Source organism: Ligilactobacillus animalis KCTC 3501 = DSM 20602, assembly GCF_001434535.1.
Classification (GTDB): Bacteria; Bacillota; Bacilli; order Lactobacillales; family Lactobacillaceae; genus Ligilactobacillus; species Ligilactobacillus animalis.
The window spans coordinates 42756-63585 of sequence record NZ_AYYW01000003.1 but is presented as its reverse complement, the minus strand read 5'-3'; the positions used below and the strand labels follow the sequence as shown (position 1 = coordinate 63585).

Here is a 20830-nt window from a genome sequence, read left to right as displayed (position 1 = left end):
ACACAATAGATATGGTGTGTTAAATTGTTCTCGAGGTGAAAATTATGGATAAAAAATTAGAAAATGCCCATAACCTATATTTACGTGGTATTCGTGACGGAGAGATCACAGAGGTATTAACACAGTACATGGGGGAGACCTATACGCAACACAGTACCGGTGTCTCTGACGGTAAAGAAGGATTTGCTCAATTTTTTACTGATTTTTTTAAGCGTAATCCGAAGCGTGATATCCAAGTTGTCCGAAGTTTTAGTGATGGTAACTATGTCTTCATGCAAGTTTATCAAAATCTAAATGATGGTGCTGCTAAATGGGTCACAGCTGATATCTTTCGTGCTGATGAAAGTGAGCGAATAGTGGAGCATTGGGATGTGATCGAAGCTTATAAGGACGGCGGTAAACATGACCAAGTTTTTGGGAGCGAGGATTTTGAGGACCTAGATAAGACAGAAGAAAATAAAAAGCGAGTCCGCTTATTTTTAGTCGAAGTATTGCAGAACCATGCTACAGAAAAATTTTCGGAATATGTAGCTGATGATATTATTTCGCATCAACATGAGATCACCGACGGAAGTAGTGCTTATCAAGAATATTTGCAAGAAAATAACGTTGAATATGATTTTATTTTTAAGGTTATCGGACATGGTAATTACGTTGTGGCCTATTCCCAAGCATTGATCAATTCTAGAGCTTACGCTGTTTTTGACATTTTCCGTTTACAAGCTGGAAAAATCGTTGAACGTTATGCGGTCACTGAACCGATCCCGGCTAAAACAGAATTAACTAATTCAGGCAAATTTTAAATATATTTGCAGGTAATAGATGTCTAGTGGTTACTAGGCGTCTATTTTTATTTAGGAAAGTTTAAAGGGACTTAACTTTATGATAAGATATTTATTTGTATTGCTTATATAGAATTATTTTTTTGTAAAGGATAAGATAACGTGTTTTGTAGATTGTGCGGGACAGAAAATCCCGATGACAGTAAGTTTTGTATCAAGTGTGGCAAAGAGTTGATCCCAGTTGAACAAAAAGCAGATGCGGTGGAGGATGTTAAAGAAATTGAACTAACTTCACAACCAGTAGCGGGTCTGTTAAGTTCAACTAAATTGATGTTAAAAGATATTTTCCGGTATGGTAAATGTATGAGCCGGGCTGATTATTGGTATGGTGTCCTAGGAATGGCATTGTTGACGCTGGCTGTATTTATCGGACTTTGGGCTTGTAATATTGCACTCAGATACTTTAATGGTATTGGTCAATATAGGATCGCCCAAGCACTTGTGAATTTTATTATTTTTGTTGCCGTCACAGCAATTATTGCACTATTTTTATTAAATCTTTCGGCCACTGTTCGACGTTTGCATGATATCGGCATGGATGGGGCTTGGGTCTTATTGCAATTTATCCCAGTCGGAAACATTATCGTACTAGTATTTATGTGCCAGCCTACCGCTATGGAAAATAATCGCTATCGCCAAGAAAAACAAAGTCAATTTGGTAAAAAAGTTTATGGTATCAAAGGCCTAGTTCCGGTGATCGTACTCTGTCTAGGGCTACTTGGGACTTCATTGCTGTGGGGGCTAGCTAATAGCAACAGTACGACCGATGATGATATGGAAAGCACCGAATTATACTATAACAGTAACGATGATGATGACGATTATTAGAGATGAGGTTTAACGGTGAAAAATAACAACAATAAGATTTTTGCAGGGATAACAGTAGTACTTGTATTTATCGCATTATTAGTTTTTGGGATCTCTGAGTTGAGTGCTCTAGGACAGTCTCATCACAAATATCCAGCTAAAAGTGAGCATAAAGTTGCTAGTTCAAGTTCTACAAGTTCAATGAGTTCGACTTCTGAAAGCTCAAGTGAAACTAGCTCAAGTAGTAGTGCTAGTCATGTAAGTAGTTCAAGCATTGAAACGGCTACAGCAACCCAAAGTTCAGCTAGTGAAACTCCAAGTGTAGCGACGAGTTCAAGTGAAGTGATCGATCCACGACCTGAACAAGATGAAACACCAGTGACTTACGCTTATCAAGCGCCAGATCCAGTGCAAAACACTCAAACAGTCTATGTTAATGCCAGCATTCCTGGACGCTATCACTTAGATCCTAATTGCCGTGGTTTACAACGCCATGGTGGTGGGACGCCAATGTTGCTTACAGAAGCCCAAAGGCAAGGTTACCAAGTCGAATGTGCGTATGAACGCTATGGAAATTAGTGCACAATTTGTTATATTTAGCTAGAAAGTTCATAATAAAAGGTGCATATTTTTAAAAGGATGGCGAATGCGGATGACAAAGACAGTATATTTTGCAGCTGGGTGGTTTACACCAAAGCAAAACGCAGCCTATGAACAAGTAATGGCAGCGATCAAGAAAAACAAGACGATAAATGATGCGGATAGTTATGTTCCTTTGGCGCATCAATATAAAGGTTTACGCGTGGATGAACATCCTGAATTACTAGAAGATAAAGAATGGCAAACAGCAACGTTCAATGGGGACTGTGTCGGGATCAAGAGTTCAGATATCTTCTTATGTACTTATCTACCGGATGAAGAAGACATCGGTTGTGGGGTCGAGTTAGGCTTAGCCAAGGGTTTAGGCAAATACATCGTGTTGGTGATCCCCGATGAAGATTATGGCAAGCCGATCAACTTGATGAGTTGGGGCGTTGCTGATACAGTCATCAAAGTCTCCGAGCTAGCTGATTTTGATTTCAATAAACCATACTACAACTTCTATGAAGGGGCAGTGTATTAGAATAATGATGACCACTCTGTTTCAGGGTGGTTTTTTATTTAAGCCGATCAAGCTCAATTTTTAGGAAAAGGGTCTTAGATATGGTTAAATAAGAGTAAAAAGGAGGCGTGCGGTGAAAGATGAGGTAAAATGGCGCCAGAAAAATTTATTACGCCAAGTTAATCTCTTTTTGGGACTTTATACGATCGGTGGGACGGTATTTGCGTATCTATGTGCCCAAGAACCGATCTTGATCTTTTTCCTCATATTCCTGATCCCCCTAGGTGTTATTTGTATGCTGGGGTTGTTGATTGGCTTATTGATCCAAATGCGTAAAATAGAGAAGGTTGCTGTTGACAAAACGGCTTATCGTACCTGGAATACTAAAGTGGCCAAGTTACTGTTAAGTTGGATCATTATATTTATCGTCGGCATCGCCGGTGGTATCCAACTGGGAAAATATACGGTCTTACGCCAAGAAAACTCCTTGATCGTGCCGTTACAAAAAGAATTGACGCAAAAATATCACCAAGCTGGCTTTATGGGCGATATCAAGGTTACCAAAGTCGGTAGAGATCGGATCGAGGCTGGAAGCGGATATTATGGTAGTTACACCTATACCGAAAAATTAGAGCCTGGAAAAACTTATCAAAAAAAGCTGTGGGTAAATTTCAGACCGTCCGAGCTAGAGCAGATCGATATCGGGACTAAAGCGTTGCGAAAAGGCGAATTAGATAGTCGATATCAGCGTTCTACCGAAAGCTTAGTGGCGCTAAAAGAAAGTGCAGCCCAACAACAGCCAGCTGTTAAAGCAGAATTGAAACAGATCAAACAGCAGTTTAAAACACTATTTTCCAAAGAAAAGATCACTAATATCGGAGTTTGCATGTATCCTTTTGAAGAAACTGATCCTAAGTTCCAAAAAGTAGCGGCTGTGATCGCTAAAAATCAGCAAAAAAAATTGCCTTTGGGTGGTTACTATAATTTGGATATCCCACAATTTGTCAAAGAGGGGCTATATTACTACTATGTTGATATCGCAACTCAAGATCCATATGCTTTTAATACTGATAGTTTGCGATATCTTTCTTATGCTGGGTTGCCGGATGGAAATTACCGTTTGCACTTTGAAGCTGAGTCTCCTTATGCTGAAAATGGGCTTGAACTGCAGCTCCAGAATGGCGAGATCGTCAAGCTAGAATCAACGAAATATACAGAATAGGGCTAACTAGATAGTTAGCCCTATTTTGTATATCATTGGATTTTAACTACAGTAGTTGTGATAGCTGCAAGCGTGCCTATTATAGAACAGCAAATATTGAACAAAAGATCACTCACCTTACTTAGTTCCACCTTCATTGTCGGCTTCACCACTGGCCCAGACTTTAGTTGCATAGATCGAGTTAAAGAGCAGGGCTGCTTGCAAGGCAACTTGGGAGAGATAGGCACCTAAAGAGCCGATATCAGTGGCACCGGTCATGACTTGGATGCTTAGGATCGACCAGTAGAGGATATTGGCAAGATTGACCACGATCCAAAGCGACCAGTTTTCTTGGTATTTCAAGATGTAGAGTAGTTGAGCGATGAAACTGACGACAAAATTGATCGAATCAAAATACGGTAGTTGTCCGTGTAACAAAGCTAAGATCCACCAGCCGATGAGCCAAGCGACAAAAGCCCCAACAAAGAGTTTTTTGCGACTAGCAGGCGAAAAACGATGCGTTGCTTGGTCGTGGCCCCACATGAACCAGCCGATGGGTTACGAGATGACATAGAAGATGTCCATTGCAAATGAACCATAGGCATGACTGATCCAAGCGATATAAGTCATGGCTAGACACTGGATCGTCCCAAAGATAAAGGCAATCTTGCGTCCTTTCATCCCGTAAACCAGTGATAACGTACCTGTGACCCCCGAGATCATACCGATCAAGCTATCGGGGACGATCCAAAAGACGGCTAGTTGGATCAAGATCAAAATGCTGACATAGGTAACTTCAAATTTCTTCCAATTGGTAAATAATTGCTTATAAAGCCAAGTGTTTGTCATAGTGATCACCTTCCTTTAAGAATATGATAAAACAATCACATTGATAATTCACGTTCTTTGTCTTTGGGGAAAGTTTTTGCTAAGATCGAGGTAGCAATATTAGTCTGGAGGGATTTTTTTGAAAAATTATAATTGGGCAACTTTAGGCTGTGGTGTGATCGCAAATGAATTAGCACAAGCCATGGCAGCTCACGGGCGTACTTTATATGGTGTGGCTAATCGAACACACAGTAAGGCAGTTGATTTTGCCAAAAAATATGGGGTCACTAAGGTCTATGATCAGATCGAAGACATCTTCAGTGATCCTGAAGTCGATATCATCTATATTTCGACCCCACACAACACTCACATCAAATATTTACGTCAAGCTTTAGCTGCGGGCAAACATGTGCTCTGTGAAAAATCGATCACATTGAATGCAGCTGAACTGACAGAAGCTAAGCAACTGGCAGAAAAAAATAATGTGATCTTGGCTGAAGCGATGACGTTGTACCATATGCCGATCTATAAAGAATTAGCCGAAGTGATCGCAAGCGGTCGTTTGGGTGAATTGCGCATGCTACAGTTGAACTTTGGGAGCTACAAAGACTATGATATGACCAATCGCTTCTTTAACCCAGAGTTGGCAGGAGGAGCTTTGTTAGATATCGGGGTCTACGCTTTGTCCTTTGCGCGCTGGTTCATGTCGCAAAAACCCGATAAAGTTGCATCCCAAGTCAAATTAGCTCCCAGCGGTGTCGACGAGCAAGCGGGTATCTTATTGCAAAATGAAGCGGGTGAAATGGCGACACTGGCTTTGACGTTGCACGCTAAGCAACCAAAACGCGGGATGGTCGCTTTTGATAAGGGATATATCGAGATCTATGAGTATCCGCGGGGCCAAAAAGCAACGATCACTTATACCGCTGATGGTGGCCAAGAGGTGATTGAAAGTGGAGCAACTGCAGATGCCTTGTTCTATGAGGTGACTGATATGGAACAAGCCGTTTCTGGGGGTCAAAATGTGATGCACTTAGATTATTCGACCGATGTGATGGAGATCATGACCGAGCTTAGAAGAGATTGGAGTCTAGTGTATCCCGAAGAAAAATAAGATTTTCCTTTTACATTTAACAAACTAGTATTATAATAGTAATTGTTCTCGGGATGTAGCTCAGTTTGGTAGAGCACCACGTTCGGGACGTGGGGGTCGCAGGTTCAAATCCTGTCATCCCGATCAATTACTAGTTAGAGTCGTACCTATACAGGACGGCTCTTTTTGTTTCAAAGGGGGAATCATAATAAAGCGCTCAGTTTGTCTTTTGCTGATCGGGGCTTTTGTCCTCGGGGTCAGTGGGTGTAGCTATCACGTGACGTGGGGCAAAAACGGTGTCACGGTGGCAGTCGTGCCTGCTAAAAAAGCGAGCTCGGTCAAAGATAAAGTGGTTTCGTCAACAACTAGTCACAGTAGTTCGGCTAAGTATTATACTAAAGCCGATACTAAAGAAGAGCTCGACCAGATCACGGCTGAGCTATTGGCGCCGTACGAGCAAAGAGGTTACACCAAGGAAAAAAGCTTTACGGGGACGAAGACACAGTATGCTAAATGGGAAAGAGATCCGACTAGCCCGACCGCTAAATATGCTGATCAAGCGATCTCAGTTGACCAGGCTAAAGGAACGGGCGCTCAGTTCGTATATTTTTGCCCAGCTAAACATGTTGTGTGGGCAGTGATCTTCACGGCAGATAAATAAAGGAAATTTTAAATCATCAGCCCTAGAAATTAGCACTAATTCATTGCCAACCATGGTGGATAACGTTTATAATTATAGTCAAAGTTAGTCAAACAGATTGAGGATAGTTTTATGCAAAATCGCAATATTTCCGATATAATCGAACGATATTTAAAGAGTATTCTTGCTGAAGCTTCCCAAGTTGAGATCAAACGTTCTGAAGTCGCAGACCAATTTGACTGCGTACCTTCGCAGATCAATTACGTGATCAAGACGCGTTTTACTTTGCAAAATGGCTATTTAGTCGAGAGTAAGCGGGGCGGAGGTGGGTATATTCGGATCGCCAAGGTCGATTTGATCAGTGACCCGGATATTTTAGATGAATTGATCGAGTACGTTGGGACCAGTATCAGCGAGACCAAGGCATTTCAGATCATTCAAACGCTCTATGAAAATGAGCTATTGACACATAAAGAAGCACATTTAGTAGCGACTGCGATCGAGAAAAGCACGCTAGCACTATCCGACAATGAGTTAGAAGAGGCGATCCGTGCCAAGATCTTGAATCGCATTTTAAATCGTCTGCGTTGTGCTGATCAATAATAGAAAGAAGGGGATCTTATGGATTCAACATCTTACACACCGAGTGCTAACCAAGTCTTGTTACTTGCACAAGAACAAGCTAACTACTTCAAGCACCAAGCGATCGGGACCGAACATTTATTGTTAGCCCTTGTTTTGGAGGAAAATGGTGTTGCCGGTCAAGTTTTAAGGCAAAACCTCGTAAGTAGTGTCGATATCAAAGAAGAGATCGAGCGGCTCGCAGGGTATGGGACTTTGCGCCGTCAAGCACCAGATAGTTATTTACCATATTCACCAAAATCCAAGGCCGTCTTAAATGATGCCTTGCGCCAAGCGATGATGATGGGTTCGTCTAAGATCGGGACCGAACATTTATTATTGGCACTATTAAATGATGAAAATATTTTATCTTCGCGGATCTTGTACAGTTTACAAGTCGATAATCGGCGTTTGCGGCAGTTGTTGTTGCGCCAATTGGGCATGACTGACCGCCAACGTCAACGTTTAGCTAAGCAAGCCAGTGAAGCGCAAAAACGTTCTAAGACAGAAACGCTAGATGGTTTAGCCCGTGATATGACGGCGATCGCACAAAATGAAGACACCGATCCCGTTATCGGGCGCACCAGTGAAGTCAAGCGTGTGATCCAAGTTTTAAGTCGCCGGACGAAAAACAATCCAGTATTACTAGGCGAACCTGGTGTGGGTAAGACAGCGGTCGCAGAAGGCTTAGCCCAAGCGATCGTCAATGGGGATGTCCCTGAGAATTTGGCGAAGAAACGCTTGATGATGCTCGATATGGGCTCGCTTGTAGCTGGTACCAAATACCGAGGCGAATTCGAAGACCGTCTAAAGAAGATCTTAGAAGAAGTCTACCGTGATGGCAATGTGATCTTGTTTATCGATGAGATGCATACTTTGATCGGCGCTGGTGGGGCTGAAGGTGCGATCGATGCCTCCAATATCTTAAAACCTGCTCTAGCGCGGGGTGAAGTGCAAGTCATCGGAGCGACGACATTAGATGAATATCAAAAATACGTTGAATCTGATCCTGCGTTAGAACGGCGCTTTGCGACAGTCATGGTCGATGAACCTGACCAACAAGCGACCCTTGAGATCTTAAAGGGTGTCCGTTCCCGCTATGAAAAGCACCATAAAGTCAAGATCAACGATGATGCTTTAGATGCAGCCGTCAAGTTGAGTTCGCGCTATATCACGAAGCGCTTCTTGCCAGATAAGGCGATCGATCTGATGGACGAAGCAGCAGCGCGGTTGCGGATCATGAGTGCTGAAAAGAGCAGTCAGTTATCTAAAGCCAAAGCTAAGCTAAAAGAAGTCAGTGATAGCTATGATGAGGAGATCTTACACGAAAACTTCGATGACGCGGCTAAATTGCGCAAAGAAGTGTTGAAATTAAAAGAAAAAGTTGAAAAACTCACAGCTAAACAAGCCGAAGAAGAAGCTAAAGGCGAGTTTAAAGCTGTGGTGACCCAAGAAGATGTGGCCGCTGTCGTTTCAGAATGGACTGGCGTGCCCGTTACCCAATTGACGAAGACTGAAAGTCAACGGCTGGTCGGCTTAGAGAAGATCTTGCACCAGCGTGTGGTCGGCCAAGATGAGGCTATCAGTTCGATCGCTAAAGCTATTCGCCGTTCGCGCAGTGGTTTGAGCGACCCGACCCGTCCGATCGGTTCATTTATGTTCTTAGGACCTACTGGTGTCGGGAAAACTGAGTTAGCTAAAGCCTTGGCTGAAGCAATGTTTGGCTCAGAAGATGCGATGATCCGGGTCGACATGAGTGAGTATATGGAAAAATACTCCACTAGTCGTTTAGTCGGTGCTCCTCCAGGATATGTCGGCTATGATGAAGGTGGGCAATTATCCGAAAAGGTCCGCAATAAGCCATATTCAGTCGTCTTGCTCGATGAAGTGGAAAAAGCCCACCCAGATGTGTTCAACATCTTATTGCAAGTTTTAGATGATGGTTATTTGACCGATTCTAAGGGCCGCAAAGTCAACTTTAGAAATACGATCATCATCATGACCTCTAACTTAGGGGCAACAGCCTTGCGGGACGAAAAATCCGTTGGGTTTGGCGCCGGTAATGTGGTCGATGACTACGCTGCAATGTCAGCTAAGATCAGAGAATCGCTCAAGAAGAGCTTTAGACCTGAATTCTTGAACCGGATCGATGAGATCGTCATCTTCCACTCACTTGAAAAAGATGAGTTGCACCAGATCGTGAAGTTGATGGCTAAAGATATTATCGCACGGGTAGCTGAACGCAATGTGAACTTGAAGATCACGCCAGCTGCAATCGATGTGGTAGCTAAAGCTGGATTTGATCCAGAATACGGGGCTCGTCCGATCAGACGTGCCTTGCAAAATGAGATCGAAGACCGCCTGAGTGAAGCCTTATTAGAAGGAAAGATCGTCACAGGTTCGACGGTGACGATCGGAGCTAAGAAGGGCAAGATCACTTTGAACGTCAAAGATCCAAAAGTTGAAACAGCAAAAGAAAAAGTGAATAATTAAGAGCTAAAAAAGCATTTTGCCAATATCATTATGAGAGTGGCGAAATGCTTTTTTTGTTAATCAGTTGTAAGTTCAAGTAAATTCCCTTCAGGATCTTGAATGACAGCTTCATAGTAGCCATCACCAGTTGTGCGTGGACCATTCAAAAGTGGGAAACCGGTGGCTAAGAATTTTTCAACGTAGGCATCCACATCGGCTTTAGTACCGACGGATAGTGCAATGTGCGTATATCCAAGACTATCGGCGACTCGTGGGCTTAGGTGCTGTTTTGACATCAATTCTAGACGACTACCCGAATCAAAGTTGATAAAATACGAGTGAAACCCCGTTTTTTTATTATGATAAAGTTCAGTACTAGTTCCCGCAAAATAAGTTTCATTCCTTCTTGATATCTCTGTGGGGGATCGGTAGCGTTCTGTTAGGTAGTGCTGCTTTGTTAGGGTTATTGACACTAGGTGTGGTGATCTCAAAACAGATCAGTGCTGAATTGGATATATAGTAAAAAATGGCGTTGTAAGTTAGAAATTTTCTAGCTTACAGCGCTATTGTAGTTATAGGGAGCTTATTTTAGTTCGACGACCGTATCAGCGATCTGATCGCTGAAATTTTGATCGTGTTCGATCACTAAAAGGGCGGGCTTGGTTTCTTGCAATAAAGCCAGCAGCTGGTCTTGGTTATAGGTATCCAAGTAGTTTAGGGGTTCGTCCCACAGATACAACTCGGCTGGGGTAGCAAGTGAAGCCGCTAATTCGACCTTTTTTGTTGGCCTAAGCTCATATTTTCGAGTAAAACATCAAAGGTGTGGCGCTCAAAGCTAAGTTTTTTCAAAAGTGTCAACAAGAGCGTGTAGTCGAGGTCGCGTTTTTGCGTAAACTCTTTGAGCGTTCCCCGGTTGGCGCTGAAATCTTGGCGCACGACACTGATATTTTGGGTGTTTAGTGACAGCTCACCACTCGCAGTTGCATTTGTGCTTCCCAAAAGAGCTTGGAAGAGACTGGATTTGCCACTGCCGTTATTACCCTTTAGGACCACGATCTCACCGGCTTTGACCTCAAAATTCAAAGGTGAAAATAGCTGTTGGTCGTAGGCAAGCGTGAAGTTCTTGGCTTCCACTAAAATTTGTTTGTGGGTCGGCTGGTAATTTAAGCTGAGTGGTTCACTGACTTCGAGGTTTTTAAGTTGCGTCTCTTTTTGTTTGATCTGCTCTTCGGCACGCGACTTCAATGAGGTAGCACGTTTCATCACCTTGGCAGCGCGCCGACCGATAAAGCCTTTGTCAGCGTGCGAATTATTTTGCTTTTGTCTTTCTGCTTGCGCTGCCCAATTTTCTTTAGTCAAAGCAGCTTGCTTGAGCCGTTTTAGTTCGTGGCGTGTTTTTTCATTTTGCTGGATATCATGGCTATCCCGGCGTTTCTTTTGCATTTCATATGATACAAGATCACCATTTTCTAAGCGCAATTGATTTCTTTCGATAACTAAGGTGTGGTCGATCGTTTGGTTCAAGAAGGTGCGGTCATGGCTCGTGACGATAAAGCCCTGTTTTTTCTGTTTTAGGTAAGCCACTAATTCCTGACGCCCTGCTAGATCGAGGTGATTTGTCGGTTCATCGAGCAAGAAAAAGTGGTCAGCTTGGCAAAAGAGCGCACATAATATCAATTTGGTCTGTTCCCCACCGCTGAGCGTGTTAAATGGTTGCCACAAGAGATCTTCACTGATCCCAAATAATTTGAGCTCACGTGTTAGTTCCCATTCTAAGAAGTTCCCTGTCTCTTGCAGACAGTAAAGCGCCAGTTGTGTTTGATCGCCCAAAGGTTGTGGAAAATACGCTAGGGGCACGGAAACATTGATCGTACCCGTATAAGAAAGTTTATTTTGTAATAATTTGAATAAGGTAGTCTTACCGCGACCGTTGCGCCCTAAAAGACCTAAACGCCAAGAAGTATCCAGTTCAAAATTGGCGTTGTCAAAAAGAGCAGCTTGGCCCGGATAAGCAAAAGTAAGATTTTTGATCGAGATATTCGACATAAAGGCATTCCTCCAATTTTTGAGGAACAAAAAAAGCCTGCACAAGGGCAGACTGAGTCATCTTGCATCAGCCCAAAACCCTAAATTCTGCCCAAGTGAAACTGACCCTGTTTGTTCCCAGAGTTGTTAAACTTGTTTGTTGTGCAGAATTTAGAATTTCAATGGCGACGCCTCCGTTCAATTTGATCTACGAACTAGGATAGCAGGTTAGTTGTGCACTGTCAACCGAAATTTTGTGATAAAGTTTCAAGTAAAAAGACACGTAATAGTGCAATATAAACTGCACTATTCCTTTTCTATAATGTGCTTATATGGATCTATCTGTATATAAATGTTATAGGGAGTGTTTTTTATGAAAAATAAATTTTGTTCAAACTGTGGTCAACAGTTAGAAGCAGGGGCGAAATTTTGTCCCCAATGTGGTGCTACCCAAAATGTAGCACCAAGTAATCAAGGACAACCGGTGAACCAACAGCCACAAACCCCACCGGTCCAACCAAATCCTCAAAGCTACCAACAAGCACCACAACAACCAAACATGCAACAGGGGTATCAACAACAAGTGCCACCAACAGGGCAACAACCATACCAACAACAAGTACCACCAACGGGGCAATATCAACAACGGGTAAATCAATTTATAAATAATATCAAAAAATTTAAAAATGTTGTCCCAGGTCAAATGGGGTCACAACCTAATTTAGGTTTTTGGGATAGTGTAAAGTATGTGACTGCAAATACGTTTGATTTTAAGACGCCAGAAACACGGAAGGCAGTTTATTGGTGGGGAACTTTAGGACAATGTATTGTAGGTCTGGCCTTATATATGATCATGTACTTTTTTGCGATTACGGGTTTCAGTAGTGGTAGCGAACTTATGTTACTTTTAGGGAATCTATTTTATATTATTTTTTATGTTTTCTGCTGTGCTTCCGGAATCAGCTTGTTAGCTGCCGCAGTACGCAGAACACGTTACATTGCCAATAATCCATGGTTAGTTTTAGTGCCATTTTACAATATTTATTTATTATTGGTCGATCACCCACAATACCAAAGCCAACCGTATCAACAACCTAACCAAATGCAACAACCATACCAACAACAAAATTATGGTCAACAACCACAATATATGAATCAACAACAAGCACCACAACAACCGGTACAAAATCAACACCAACCACAACAAGTACCATCACAAAAACCAAACGATGATCAAAATACACCTCAAAATTAGGGGGAGAATTGATGTTAAATTGTCCTAACTGTGGGCAACAAAATCCTGCTGGTTCTGCATTTTGTAGTAATTGCGGAGCGCAGTTGCAAATGTATGCCCCACCTAAGAAAAATGGCTTGCCTGTTCCAGCGATCATCGGGATCTGTATAGCCGTAGTCGTGTTGATTTTTGGTGGCTTATATATGTTAGGCGGTAATGATCCTGAGTATAAGACAGCTGATAAATTGGAACTGGCTGATATTGTGGGGACTTGGAGATTAGTTGACGAGAGCAAAAAAGACACGATGACCGAAGAGATAAAAATCAGTGAAGATGAGATCACAACGGATTCAGGTGAAAAAATTGCTGTACGTTACAGCACTGTGACTGATGAAGACACAGTGATCATTTCAGATACCGATAATATTTTTACAGCTAATATGGTTGAATTACGTCTGGAAAAGCGTAAAGTAAACGGAATTGAGCATGTTGTCCTTGCTGTCTATAACAGTTCTGATGATAGCTGGGGATATTACGTAAGAAAGTAGAGGTGCTTCTATGATCTGTCCAACTTGTGGATATCAAAATTCACCTAGAGAGAAGTATTGTCAGCAATGTGGGCTTATTTTGCCCAAAGCTAGTCGTTCGAAATTACCAGTAGTCATTATTGTTAGTTTTTTGCTTTTTACAGCAATTGGGACGGGCCTAGCATATCATTTTGGCGTGATCAACAATGACCCTAAGTATGTGAAATACGATAAGATCGAACCTAAGGATGTTACTGGTAAGTGGAAATTTGTTGAGGAAACAAAAAAGGGTGTGTTAGATAAGAATCTTCGATCATTTGAGATCACACCTAGTAAGATCACATACAGAGTGAAGTCGAGTAAAGAATTACAAAAAATAGATCTATCACTGAGAATTGTGGATAAGTCATCAAAACTTATTGTATTTGCAAATAAAGATGCTAGTACCTGGTTAGCATTTCGCTTGGAAAAGCATAAGATAAATGGTGTTGAACGAACGGTTTTAGCTTTTCCAGTTCAAGATGGCGAATGGGCTTACTTTGTACGTGAAGGGAAGTGAAGTTAGATGCAATGTCCAAACTGTGGAAAAGATAATTTACCTGGCGCACAATTTTGCGAAAATTGTGGACAAAGTTTGTCAGCATCACAACAAACTTTCATTCAACCGATCCCACCTAAAAAGAATAATGCTGGTAAGTATATCTTAGGGGTATTTATCGGATTGTTTCTTAGTCTGATCGCGGTCGGTGCAATAACCTTGGTGCATAATACATTGGCTCAACGTCCAGTAAAAACGAGTGCTAAGTTGAAAACCGAAGTATATAAATATAAAGATTCATCAGAAGATGATAGTTCAACCCAAGAAGATGCCAGTTCCGATGATGATGCAGATTCATCAGATGAGCAAGAAGTTGATCAAGATGCGCCAACACCTGTTGTAGCTAACGGTCAAACGACGACTTGGGTCAGTGATGATGGCCCAGTTTTAACGATCAATGGAACGACAATTGTGACAATTTCAAACGGAAGTAAGGCTCCAGAAGATGGAACTTATGATATTAGCGGGATCGAAAACAATGGTGAAAGTTTTCATCCTATGAGTGGTCCGCCACAAGGGCGAATCGATAGAGGGGAAATCAGCATCGTTGACAATGTTTTGACTGTGAACAATCAAGGTCAGATCACGACTTATCACTATCAACCAGAGTCAAAAGAAGGTAATACCGAAAGTAGTTCCTATGATGATGACGATAATATCTATGAAGCAGATTAGGAGGGAAGACTATGCAATGTCCAAATTGTGGAAATAATAATGCTCCTGGAGCAAAATTTTGCCAAAATTGTGGTTATAATTTTTCAACGGGCAAGAAAAAAGGTCCATGGCTATATATCTTATTAGTTATCGGAGCTTTAGTTGTACTATGCGGTGTTTTCTTTGCATACAAGGCGGTTACTAACCAAACAGCAAGTGCTCCAACCAAGCAAGTGGTAAGTTCCAAAAAAGAAACGAGTTCGTCCAAAGCTAAGAAAAAAGAAAGTTCTAGTGAAAAAGAAAGCTCAACAGCAGTGGAAAGTTCATCTGAACGTGAAAAAGCTTCTAGCACAAGTGTAGAGGTTGCGGGAAATAATGCAGCAGCTAATAGTGAATCAACAAGTAGTGCTACATCATTACCTGATCCATTATTTGTCGATGGTCGAACATCGATCTGGGAAAATGTTACTAATCCTGATGATGTTATGATCATCACAGGTGTTGATACGGTGCAGACTGCTCATGTGGTACATGATAGTGCGACAACACCGACTCATTACGACAATTCTTACAATATTGAAGAAAATACTGGCAACAGCTTACTTTTGCGTTCAACAATGGGTGGCTTCGGTGGCGGTATTGAAGTCAAAGGCGATCATATTGTCTGGCAAGATCATGAAACGATCAAAGAATATTCGCTAAAATATATTAAATAATTTTACATACCTAACGCAAAAAATGCGTTGGGTATTTTTTTGTCTCGATTTAGGTAAAAAATAACGTTTACATAAAAAATCTAGCATGGTAGAATTTACGTGTAAATATTTAGACTGGGGGGATATGATGAAAGAGGCAACACAAAAGCAAAACATTCAAAAAGTCAACGAGCTATTCACAGAACTATATGATCTGCTAGACCATCAAGCAGCTAAAGTAGCTGTTCAAAATGCGTATAACAAAATAAATGCGTCAGATAAACTTTCAGTCCAGTACGCCGAGGTGCCCGAAGCAATCGAGGCGCTGAAAAGAGAGTTTTCGAGGCTGTCACTTGCTAAACAGACAAAATTCACCCGTGCCCAAGAAGAGATAGTCTCCCAGTTGACGGTTTTTACTAGAAAATCTTTTCAAAAGGGGTTTGAAGGCTTAGGAATGGTGGGCGTTTGGTTTGTATAAGAAAATACCTGATCGAATTTCAAAAATTTGGTCAGGTATTTTTTCATGTAAAACTACATGTATAAGTACGTTGAAGACCGCTATATCAACTGCAAGACGCATTTTATATAATTTGGGATGTATTAATGCTAGGGAGTTTATCATTATGGATAAAGAAGAAATCGATATTGAGGCATTGCACTCATTTTATAAGGAATTACAAAATTTGATCGGTCTAGAAAGCATGTTGAAGGTCCATGATCACTATAAAGGCTCGCAATTAGTGATCCCAAGTCATCTCTATGACCGCAAGATCGCTGCGACAAAGATCACTGAGCAATATAACGGACGCAATTCACGTGAACTAGCGCGCAAGTACGGTTATTCCCAAAAATGGGTCTTGGACAATTTACGTAAAGCCCGTGAAAAAGGCACACCGGTAGCAGATTGCAAAAAATAGGCAACCTAAAATAAATTTAAAAAATTATATTTATTGTTGACAAATTCATAGAATATGCCGAATATAAGGTTGATAAATTAGGATTTATCGAGATAATTTCCAAGGATAAAATTTATGAAAATACCAGTCGAAATGTCAGCAAATAAGGGTATATACTTAAAGTAAGATTAATTTTTCGGAGTGCACCATGATTTCGGATTACAAGAAGACATATCAAGAGATGGCAGCACTGATTGGAGAGCAACGGACACATAAGTTGTTTGAAATGGTCAAGAGTACCAAATATGACTTCTCTATGCGGCTGTATTCTAAGCAGTACTGTGAATATTATATTTTAAAGCATAAAGATCACAAGCAACCACGTATTTTAGCCCTAGAATTAGGCTATAGTTTGCGTTTTGTGCAAGATGTGATCAAAGAAAAACGATGCTTGCCAACAAACTATGATGAGGAAATTGTTAAGATGAATAAGTACAACGGAATTTATCAGCTATTCTACGAGCTGTTTGGCGAGCGGGTGGTCAATCTGGTCTATGATAATTTGCGAGGAAGCACCATCTATTTTCCTTCCAAATTACATTCTAAAGATTATGCGCGCAAGAAGATCGCGGAAAATATGGATCGCTTGAATGTACGTGAGCTGGCAAAATTGACTGGTTACAGTGAGCGCAGTGTGCGACGGATGATAAGTGAGATAACTGAAGATGATCAATGAGGCTTTAGCAGATCTGCTAGAGCTTTTTTTGTGCAGTGAAAAAAGTTATTCTTTTTGCATTAGATGACACTATACGTCTATTTAGCGGCGGATAATATAAAACATAAGGTGATCAATTGAAAGTTTAGTGGTAGCTTTTGATCACCGGATCACTAGGCAATGCATTGGATGAAGATTAAAGCATTGCACAGAAGGGAGAAGTCTAATGACTAACAATTCACCAAGAAATACCCATGGACCGATCGTCAAAACTGGTCCTACAGCAGGGCAAAATCGTTCACGTAACAATGATGGTAGCTGGCGCAAAAAGCGCAGTGATGCTGGAAAATCAAGAAAGTAGGCCCACAGATGTTAGAGGAAATTTACCAAAAGATGTACGTAGTGGCAGAAAAAGTCTACAACTATATGTACCAATTTTTAGGTGATCCAGAAGATTGGTTCGATTGATCAAAGTAGCTCGGTTCTTGGGGATCGGGCTATTTTTATGATGTGCAAATAGATGGTGTTAAGTAAGCGCTTTATTGTATTATAAAGATATATTAAAAGTGGAGGTAACTATTATGAGATCAGAAGAATTTATTAGAGAAAATGTTACAAAATATTTTGATGATAGCAATGTATTGATTACGCCCGCAAAAACAGATAAAGAAAAAAAGAAAGTTGTTAATGCGGCACAAAAAATTGCTAACGGCATAAATCCGGCATTCATTGCAGCAATTTATGATACAACACTTTTGGGGAGTGGGAAGGAAGGTATTGTTTTTACAGGGGAAAAACTTTTCTATAAAGAAGCTTTTGAAGCCCCGGTTGAGATTGATTTAAGTAAGGTAGTGGAAGTAGAATATCTTGAAAATAAGATTGTAAATTCAAAAGGAAAAGAAAGTATTGAGTGTGATTTGGTAATTAAATTAGAGGAATCTGATGATATCAAATTACATAAGGGATATGTCACAGATACATTGAAGGCGTTAGGTGATTTTTTAAATGAATTGGCTAATGAGGTAAGTGAAACTGTTAGCACAGATCACCAAGTTATTTTGACTGATTGTAGTGATGAAGCTATTCTTGCATATTTGAAAATTGTAACTAATTTTATTAAGCATGATGGGAAAGTTGAAACTAAAGAATATGTCAGTTTAGCAGGCTTGATTGGTGGATTACAGCTGGGGGATAAATTATCTGATGAGCTAAGAAAATATCGTAATAGTGCAGAAATGGAAGATAATGATAGTTTGATTTCAACATTAAAACGAGAAATTCCTGAAGGAAGCCAAAGTGAAATTTTTCAAGGTTTAGTGAATGATTTAATATTAACAACTCCGTTTGAAAAGTATGATGAAGTTAGAGAAGAAGAATATTTTAAGGATATTCAAGAAAAATTAGGAGTTACGGATGAACAGATTGATGTCTTCATCAAAAAAAGTGAACAAGATAAAAAAATCATTGAGGAAAGAACTACTGATAAGGAAGCAAAGAAAATGCGGGAGGAACTTGCAGGTATAGCAGGTGCCGCAGGAGCTTCTTTAGCTGCTTTTGGTGTTACGGGAGTAGTGGTTGGAGCGTTTGGGGAACTAGGTTTAGGGACCTTAGCTTTTGCTACAATGTCAACTGGGGGAATTGCATTGGCTGTAGCAGGAATTACAACAGCTGGAATCGTTGGGTATAATGGAGTTAAAAAATTATCAAGTAGTAAAACTGAAGACAGTATTATTCGTCAAACATTACTTCAAGAAGCTATTAAGAGACACGAAATGGGTATGCAATTGATGTTGAGTGACATAAATTATATTACAAAAAGAATAGTAGACTTATCAGCAAAGATAAACAAAAGTGATGAAGCTCGTGAACAATTGAAAAAATTAGTAGAGAGATTGTCTAAAACTAATAATGCAATTAATCACGCAAAACAAGATGAAGAATATCGGAAACGTGAATTGATTTTGAGTGAACTTCCAGAAACTTTAGAAGTTGAAAAGTTGAATGATTTACTCAAGCAAAATATTAATGGGGATAAGTTTGGAATGGCCTTGGACGAAGTATACAATTATAAAGAAGGCGAAAACCGCATTAATGAAGAAAGTGAGCTAAAAAACCTAAAAGTATGTAAAGCAATCTTAGAAAATATAGAGTATTACAAAGTTGCAACTATGGCTAATGCTAAAAATGTGGGTAAGAAGCTCTGGTCAAAGCTAAATAACTAATTTAGGTGAGAATAATGAAAAAAACAGATGATCTTTTTGATGATTTAGCTGAAATATTAGCTGTAAATCAAGACCAACTAGAGTTAGGTGAAGTAAGACTGGATAACTTGAACAATGATCTTGATATTGTTGAACAAAAACTTTGTGAAGAAAGTAAACTTTTTACTGATACAGAACGACTCTTGCAAGAAAATAGATTATCTAGCGATGAGTTATCAGAGCTGGCAGGTATATTGGCTTTAGAAAACTCAATAGAGAAGAAAAAATATGAAGATATCCAGTTGCTGAATACCGATAGCTGGGATGCGTTGTTATCTAGTGCTCAAAATTATGCAAATGTTAGAAAACTTGATATGAATGATCCATATTTCAAAGTTCTAAGTGAGCGTGAGATAGTTGAAATAAATCAACAGATCGTCAGAGACTTTAAGTTATCACGCCTAGATGGGATGGATTATGCGTTTGCTGCTTCTGTTGGAATAATAATGGGATTAGTAGATAAGTTTTTAATAGGTGATATAACGCGACAAAAAAATAATGGGAATGATATGTTGCGCCGTAAAGTTGATGAATTGTATAGTAAAGTTGTAGTCGGGTACGCTAATTTTGTTAATCCTGATGGTGGAAAATTTAGTAGCGAAAAAACGGCAATTAAATTTCTTGAAGGAAAGTATGCTGTGAACTACGATGCGGCAACTCATGATTCGATTATTGAAAGTGGAATAAATAAATTTACACCTAATAATCATCATATCAAATCGATTGCGCACTGGCCTGATTTGCTAGGTTTGATTGTAGGAATAATGGATCAAATTACAGGAAAAACAACGATTTTTAATAATGGTAGGATAGAACGTGTAACTACAGTCAATCAGGGATTGGAATTTAGCTCATCAAATATGATAGTTAAAATTGCTGAATCTGTAAAAAATTGGTTTGGACATATTATGTCTGATATCGCGGGCTCGAGCACATCTATGCAACGTGGAGCAGGTTTACCAGCACCATTTTTCGGAACGTTACAAAGTCTTAACTTTGGGAAAATAGGCGATAAAAATTTTGGTGAGGTAAGCACATGGCTTTATGAAAAAGGCTTTGATCTGCGAATGTTTACGGCTCAATCTATTCCAGTTATATTAGAAGAGGTTATGATAAGGATCTATATGTCCTTTAAGCGAAAATTCTATATAGATGAGCAGACAGGAGAATTAGCAGATTCCTACAAAGAAGATTTAAGCAGGATGTTGTTAACTACTACTGCTGTTTTTGAAGCAGGCGATGTAGTGGATGCTTTGGTACGTAGTGGTGGTTTAAATGTAACAGTTTTATTGAAGTTGAATTACGTCAATGTCGCTGATATGGGATTTAGGGCTGTACAAGTTCTTAGGAATAAGGTAAAACATATCCATGATTTGGAACAAAAAGACGCAGAGCTTCAGCGAGAATGGAATCGAATATCTCTTGAATTAACAATGTAAATAATATAAGCCATATTCGGAATTTTCTGAATATGGTTTTTTTATTTGGTAATTATTTTGTGACACATATTGTCTATGCGAGAAGGGATAATTAGTGTAAACAAGATAATGAGTGAGTTCAAAATATTTTGGATGCTTTTTGTGACAAACTTTACGTGTTTTTCGTTATAAAACCTTTTA

Annotated in this window: 21 protein-coding genes, 1 tRNA gene and 3 pseudogenes; 22 read left to right on the top strand and 3 right to left on the bottom strand. The window is 40.1% G+C overall.

From position 1 onward, the window contains the following. Positions 1-44: 44 nt before the first annotated feature. The 5 genes from FC30_RS00860 (at position 45) to FC30_RS00840 (ending at position 3973) form a co-directional block, all read left to right on the top strand. Positions 45-803 carry a nuclear transport factor 2 family protein gene (locus FC30_RS00860; protein ID WP_010688227.1) on the top strand — a complete coding sequence of 253 codons (759 nt, stop codon included), beginning with the start codon at positions 45-47 and terminating at the stop codon, positions 801-803. Between the two features lie 141 nt (positions 804-944). Beyond that, positions 945-1670, top strand: coding sequence for a DUF805 domain-containing protein (locus FC30_RS00855; protein ID WP_029507275.1), 726 nt, complete (start codon positions 945-947; stop codon positions 1668-1670). Between the two features lie 15 nt (positions 1671-1685). Continuing rightward, positions 1686-2228 carry a hypothetical protein gene (locus FC30_RS00850; protein ID WP_010688225.1) on the top strand — a complete coding sequence of 181 codons (543 nt, stop codon included), beginning with the start codon at positions 1686-1688 and terminating at the stop codon, positions 2226-2228. A gap of 67 nt (positions 2229-2295) precedes the next feature. After that, a complete protein-coding gene (locus FC30_RS00845; protein ID WP_010688224.1) occupies positions 2296-2772 on the top strand; it encodes a nucleoside 2-deoxyribosyltransferase in 477 nt (158 codons plus the stop codon). A 112-nt stretch (positions 2773-2884) separates the two neighbouring features. Then, positions 2885-3973: a hypothetical protein gene (locus FC30_RS00840; protein ID WP_056938452.1), complete on the top strand. Its 1089-nt coding sequence runs from the start codon at positions 2885-2887 to the stop codon at positions 3971-3973. Between the two features lie 117 nt (positions 3974-4090). Here the strand turns inward: FC30_RS00840 and pnuC are convergent. Further along, positions 4091-4801 (bottom strand): annotated as a pseudogene (gene pnuC / locus FC30_RS00835) (nicotinamide riboside transporter PnuC). A 112-nt stretch (positions 4802-4913) separates the two neighbouring features. Between pnuC and FC30_RS00830 the strand changes: the two are divergent. The 5 genes from FC30_RS00830 (at position 4914) to FC30_RS00810 (ending at position 9627) form a co-directional block, all read left to right on the top strand. Beyond that, positions 4914-5894: a Gfo/Idh/MocA family protein gene (locus FC30_RS00830; protein WP_191975471.1), complete on the top strand. Its 981-nt coding sequence runs from the start codon at positions 4914-4916 to the stop codon at positions 5892-5894. Positions 5895-5943: 49 nt separating this feature from the next. Further along, positions 5944-6017, top strand: a tRNA-Pro gene (locus FC30_RS00825). 133 nt (positions 6018-6150) lie between these two features. Beyond that, complete coding sequence (locus FC30_RS00820; RefSeq protein WP_010688221.1) at positions 6151-6534, top strand: hypothetical protein; 384 nt, start codon at positions 6151-6153, stop codon at positions 6532-6534. Between the two features lie 111 nt (positions 6535-6645). Then, positions 6646-7116, top strand: a complete 471-nt coding sequence (locus tag FC30_RS00815; RefSeq protein WP_010688220.1) for a CtsR family transcriptional regulator — start codon at positions 6646-6648, stop codon at positions 7114-7116. Between the two features lie 18 nt (positions 7117-7134). Next, the gene (locus FC30_RS00810; RefSeq protein WP_010688219.1) at positions 7135-9627 is read left to right on the top strand and encodes an ATP-dependent Clp protease ATP-binding subunit; all 2493 of its coding nucleotides are present in this window, start codon (positions 7135-7137) and stop codon (positions 9625-9627) included. A 56-nt stretch (positions 9628-9683) separates the two neighbouring features. On the opposite strand, the gene FC30_RS00805 is transcribed toward FC30_RS00810, so the two are convergent. Together FC30_RS00805 and abc-f are read right to left on the bottom strand one after the other, a co-directional pair. Next, positions 9684-10019 carry a VOC family protein gene (locus FC30_RS00805; protein ID WP_050778940.1) on the bottom strand — a complete coding sequence of 112 codons (336 nt, stop codon included), beginning with the start codon at positions 10017-10019 and terminating at the stop codon, positions 9684-9686. A 170-nt stretch (positions 10020-10189) separates the two neighbouring features. Continuing rightward, a pseudogene (gene abc-f / locus FC30_RS00800) lies at positions 10190-11652 on the bottom strand (ribosomal protection-like ABC-F family protein). Between the two features lie 352 nt (positions 11653-12004). Between abc-f and FC30_RS09670 the strand changes: the two are divergent. From FC30_RS09670 to FC30_RS00750, 12 genes and pseudogenes are all read left to right on the top strand, one after another. Further along, entirely contained in the window at positions 12005-12886 is an 882-nt protein-coding gene (locus tag FC30_RS09670; protein WP_010688215.1) for a zinc ribbon domain-containing protein, read from the top strand. An 11-nt stretch (positions 12887-12897) separates the two neighbouring features. Then, positions 12898-13413, top strand: coding sequence for a zinc ribbon domain-containing protein (locus FC30_RS00790; RefSeq protein WP_010688214.1), 516 nt, complete (start codon positions 12898-12900; stop codon positions 13411-13413). A gap of 10 nt (positions 13414-13423) precedes the next feature. Then, positions 13424-13486: pseudogene (locus FC30_RS09875) on the top strand (zinc-ribbon domain-containing protein); the annotation flags it as partial. Between the two features lie 6 nt (positions 13487-13492). After that, a complete protein-coding gene (locus FC30_RS00785; protein WP_156400125.1) occupies positions 13493-13951 on the top strand; it encodes a hypothetical protein in 459 nt (152 codons plus the stop codon). 6 nt (positions 13952-13957) lie between these two features. After that, positions 13958-14665, top strand: coding sequence for a zinc ribbon domain-containing protein (locus tag FC30_RS00780; protein WP_010688212.1), 708 nt, complete (start codon positions 13958-13960; stop codon positions 14663-14665). A gap of 11 nt (positions 14666-14676) precedes the next feature. Beyond that, complete coding sequence (locus FC30_RS00775; protein WP_010688211.1) at positions 14677-15360, top strand: zinc ribbon domain-containing protein; 684 nt, start codon at positions 14677-14679, stop codon at positions 15358-15360. Positions 15361-15487: 127 nt separating this feature from the next. Beyond that, complete coding sequence (locus FC30_RS00770; RefSeq protein ID WP_010688210.1) at positions 15488-15817, top strand: hypothetical protein; 330 nt, start codon at positions 15488-15490, stop codon at positions 15815-15817. Between the two features lie 145 nt (positions 15818-15962). After that, a complete protein-coding gene (locus tag FC30_RS00765) occupies positions 15963-16256 on the top strand; it encodes a Mor transcription activator family protein (RefSeq protein ID WP_010688209.1) in 294 nt (97 codons plus the stop codon). A gap of 220 nt (positions 16257-16476) precedes the next feature. After that, a complete protein-coding gene (locus tag FC30_RS00760; protein WP_010688208.1) occupies positions 16477-16971 on the top strand; it encodes a hypothetical protein in 495 nt (164 codons plus the stop codon). 205 nt (positions 16972-17176) lie between these two features. Next, positions 17177-17311 (top strand): hypothetical protein, encoded by a 135-nt coding sequence (locus FC30_RS09805; protein WP_010688207.1) that lies wholly within the window; start codon positions 17177-17179, stop codon positions 17309-17311. A gap of 220 nt (positions 17312-17531) precedes the next feature. Continuing rightward, positions 17532-19172: a hypothetical protein gene (locus tag FC30_RS00755; protein ID WP_010688205.1), complete on the top strand. Its 1641-nt coding sequence runs from the start codon at positions 17532-17534 to the stop codon at positions 19170-19172. Between the two features lie 14 nt (positions 19173-19186). Next, on the top strand, positions 19187-20650 hold the full coding sequence (locus FC30_RS00750) for a hypothetical protein (RefSeq protein ID WP_010688204.1): 1464 nt from the start codon (positions 19187-19189) through the stop codon (positions 20648-20650). Positions 20651-20830 lie beyond the last annotated feature (180 nt).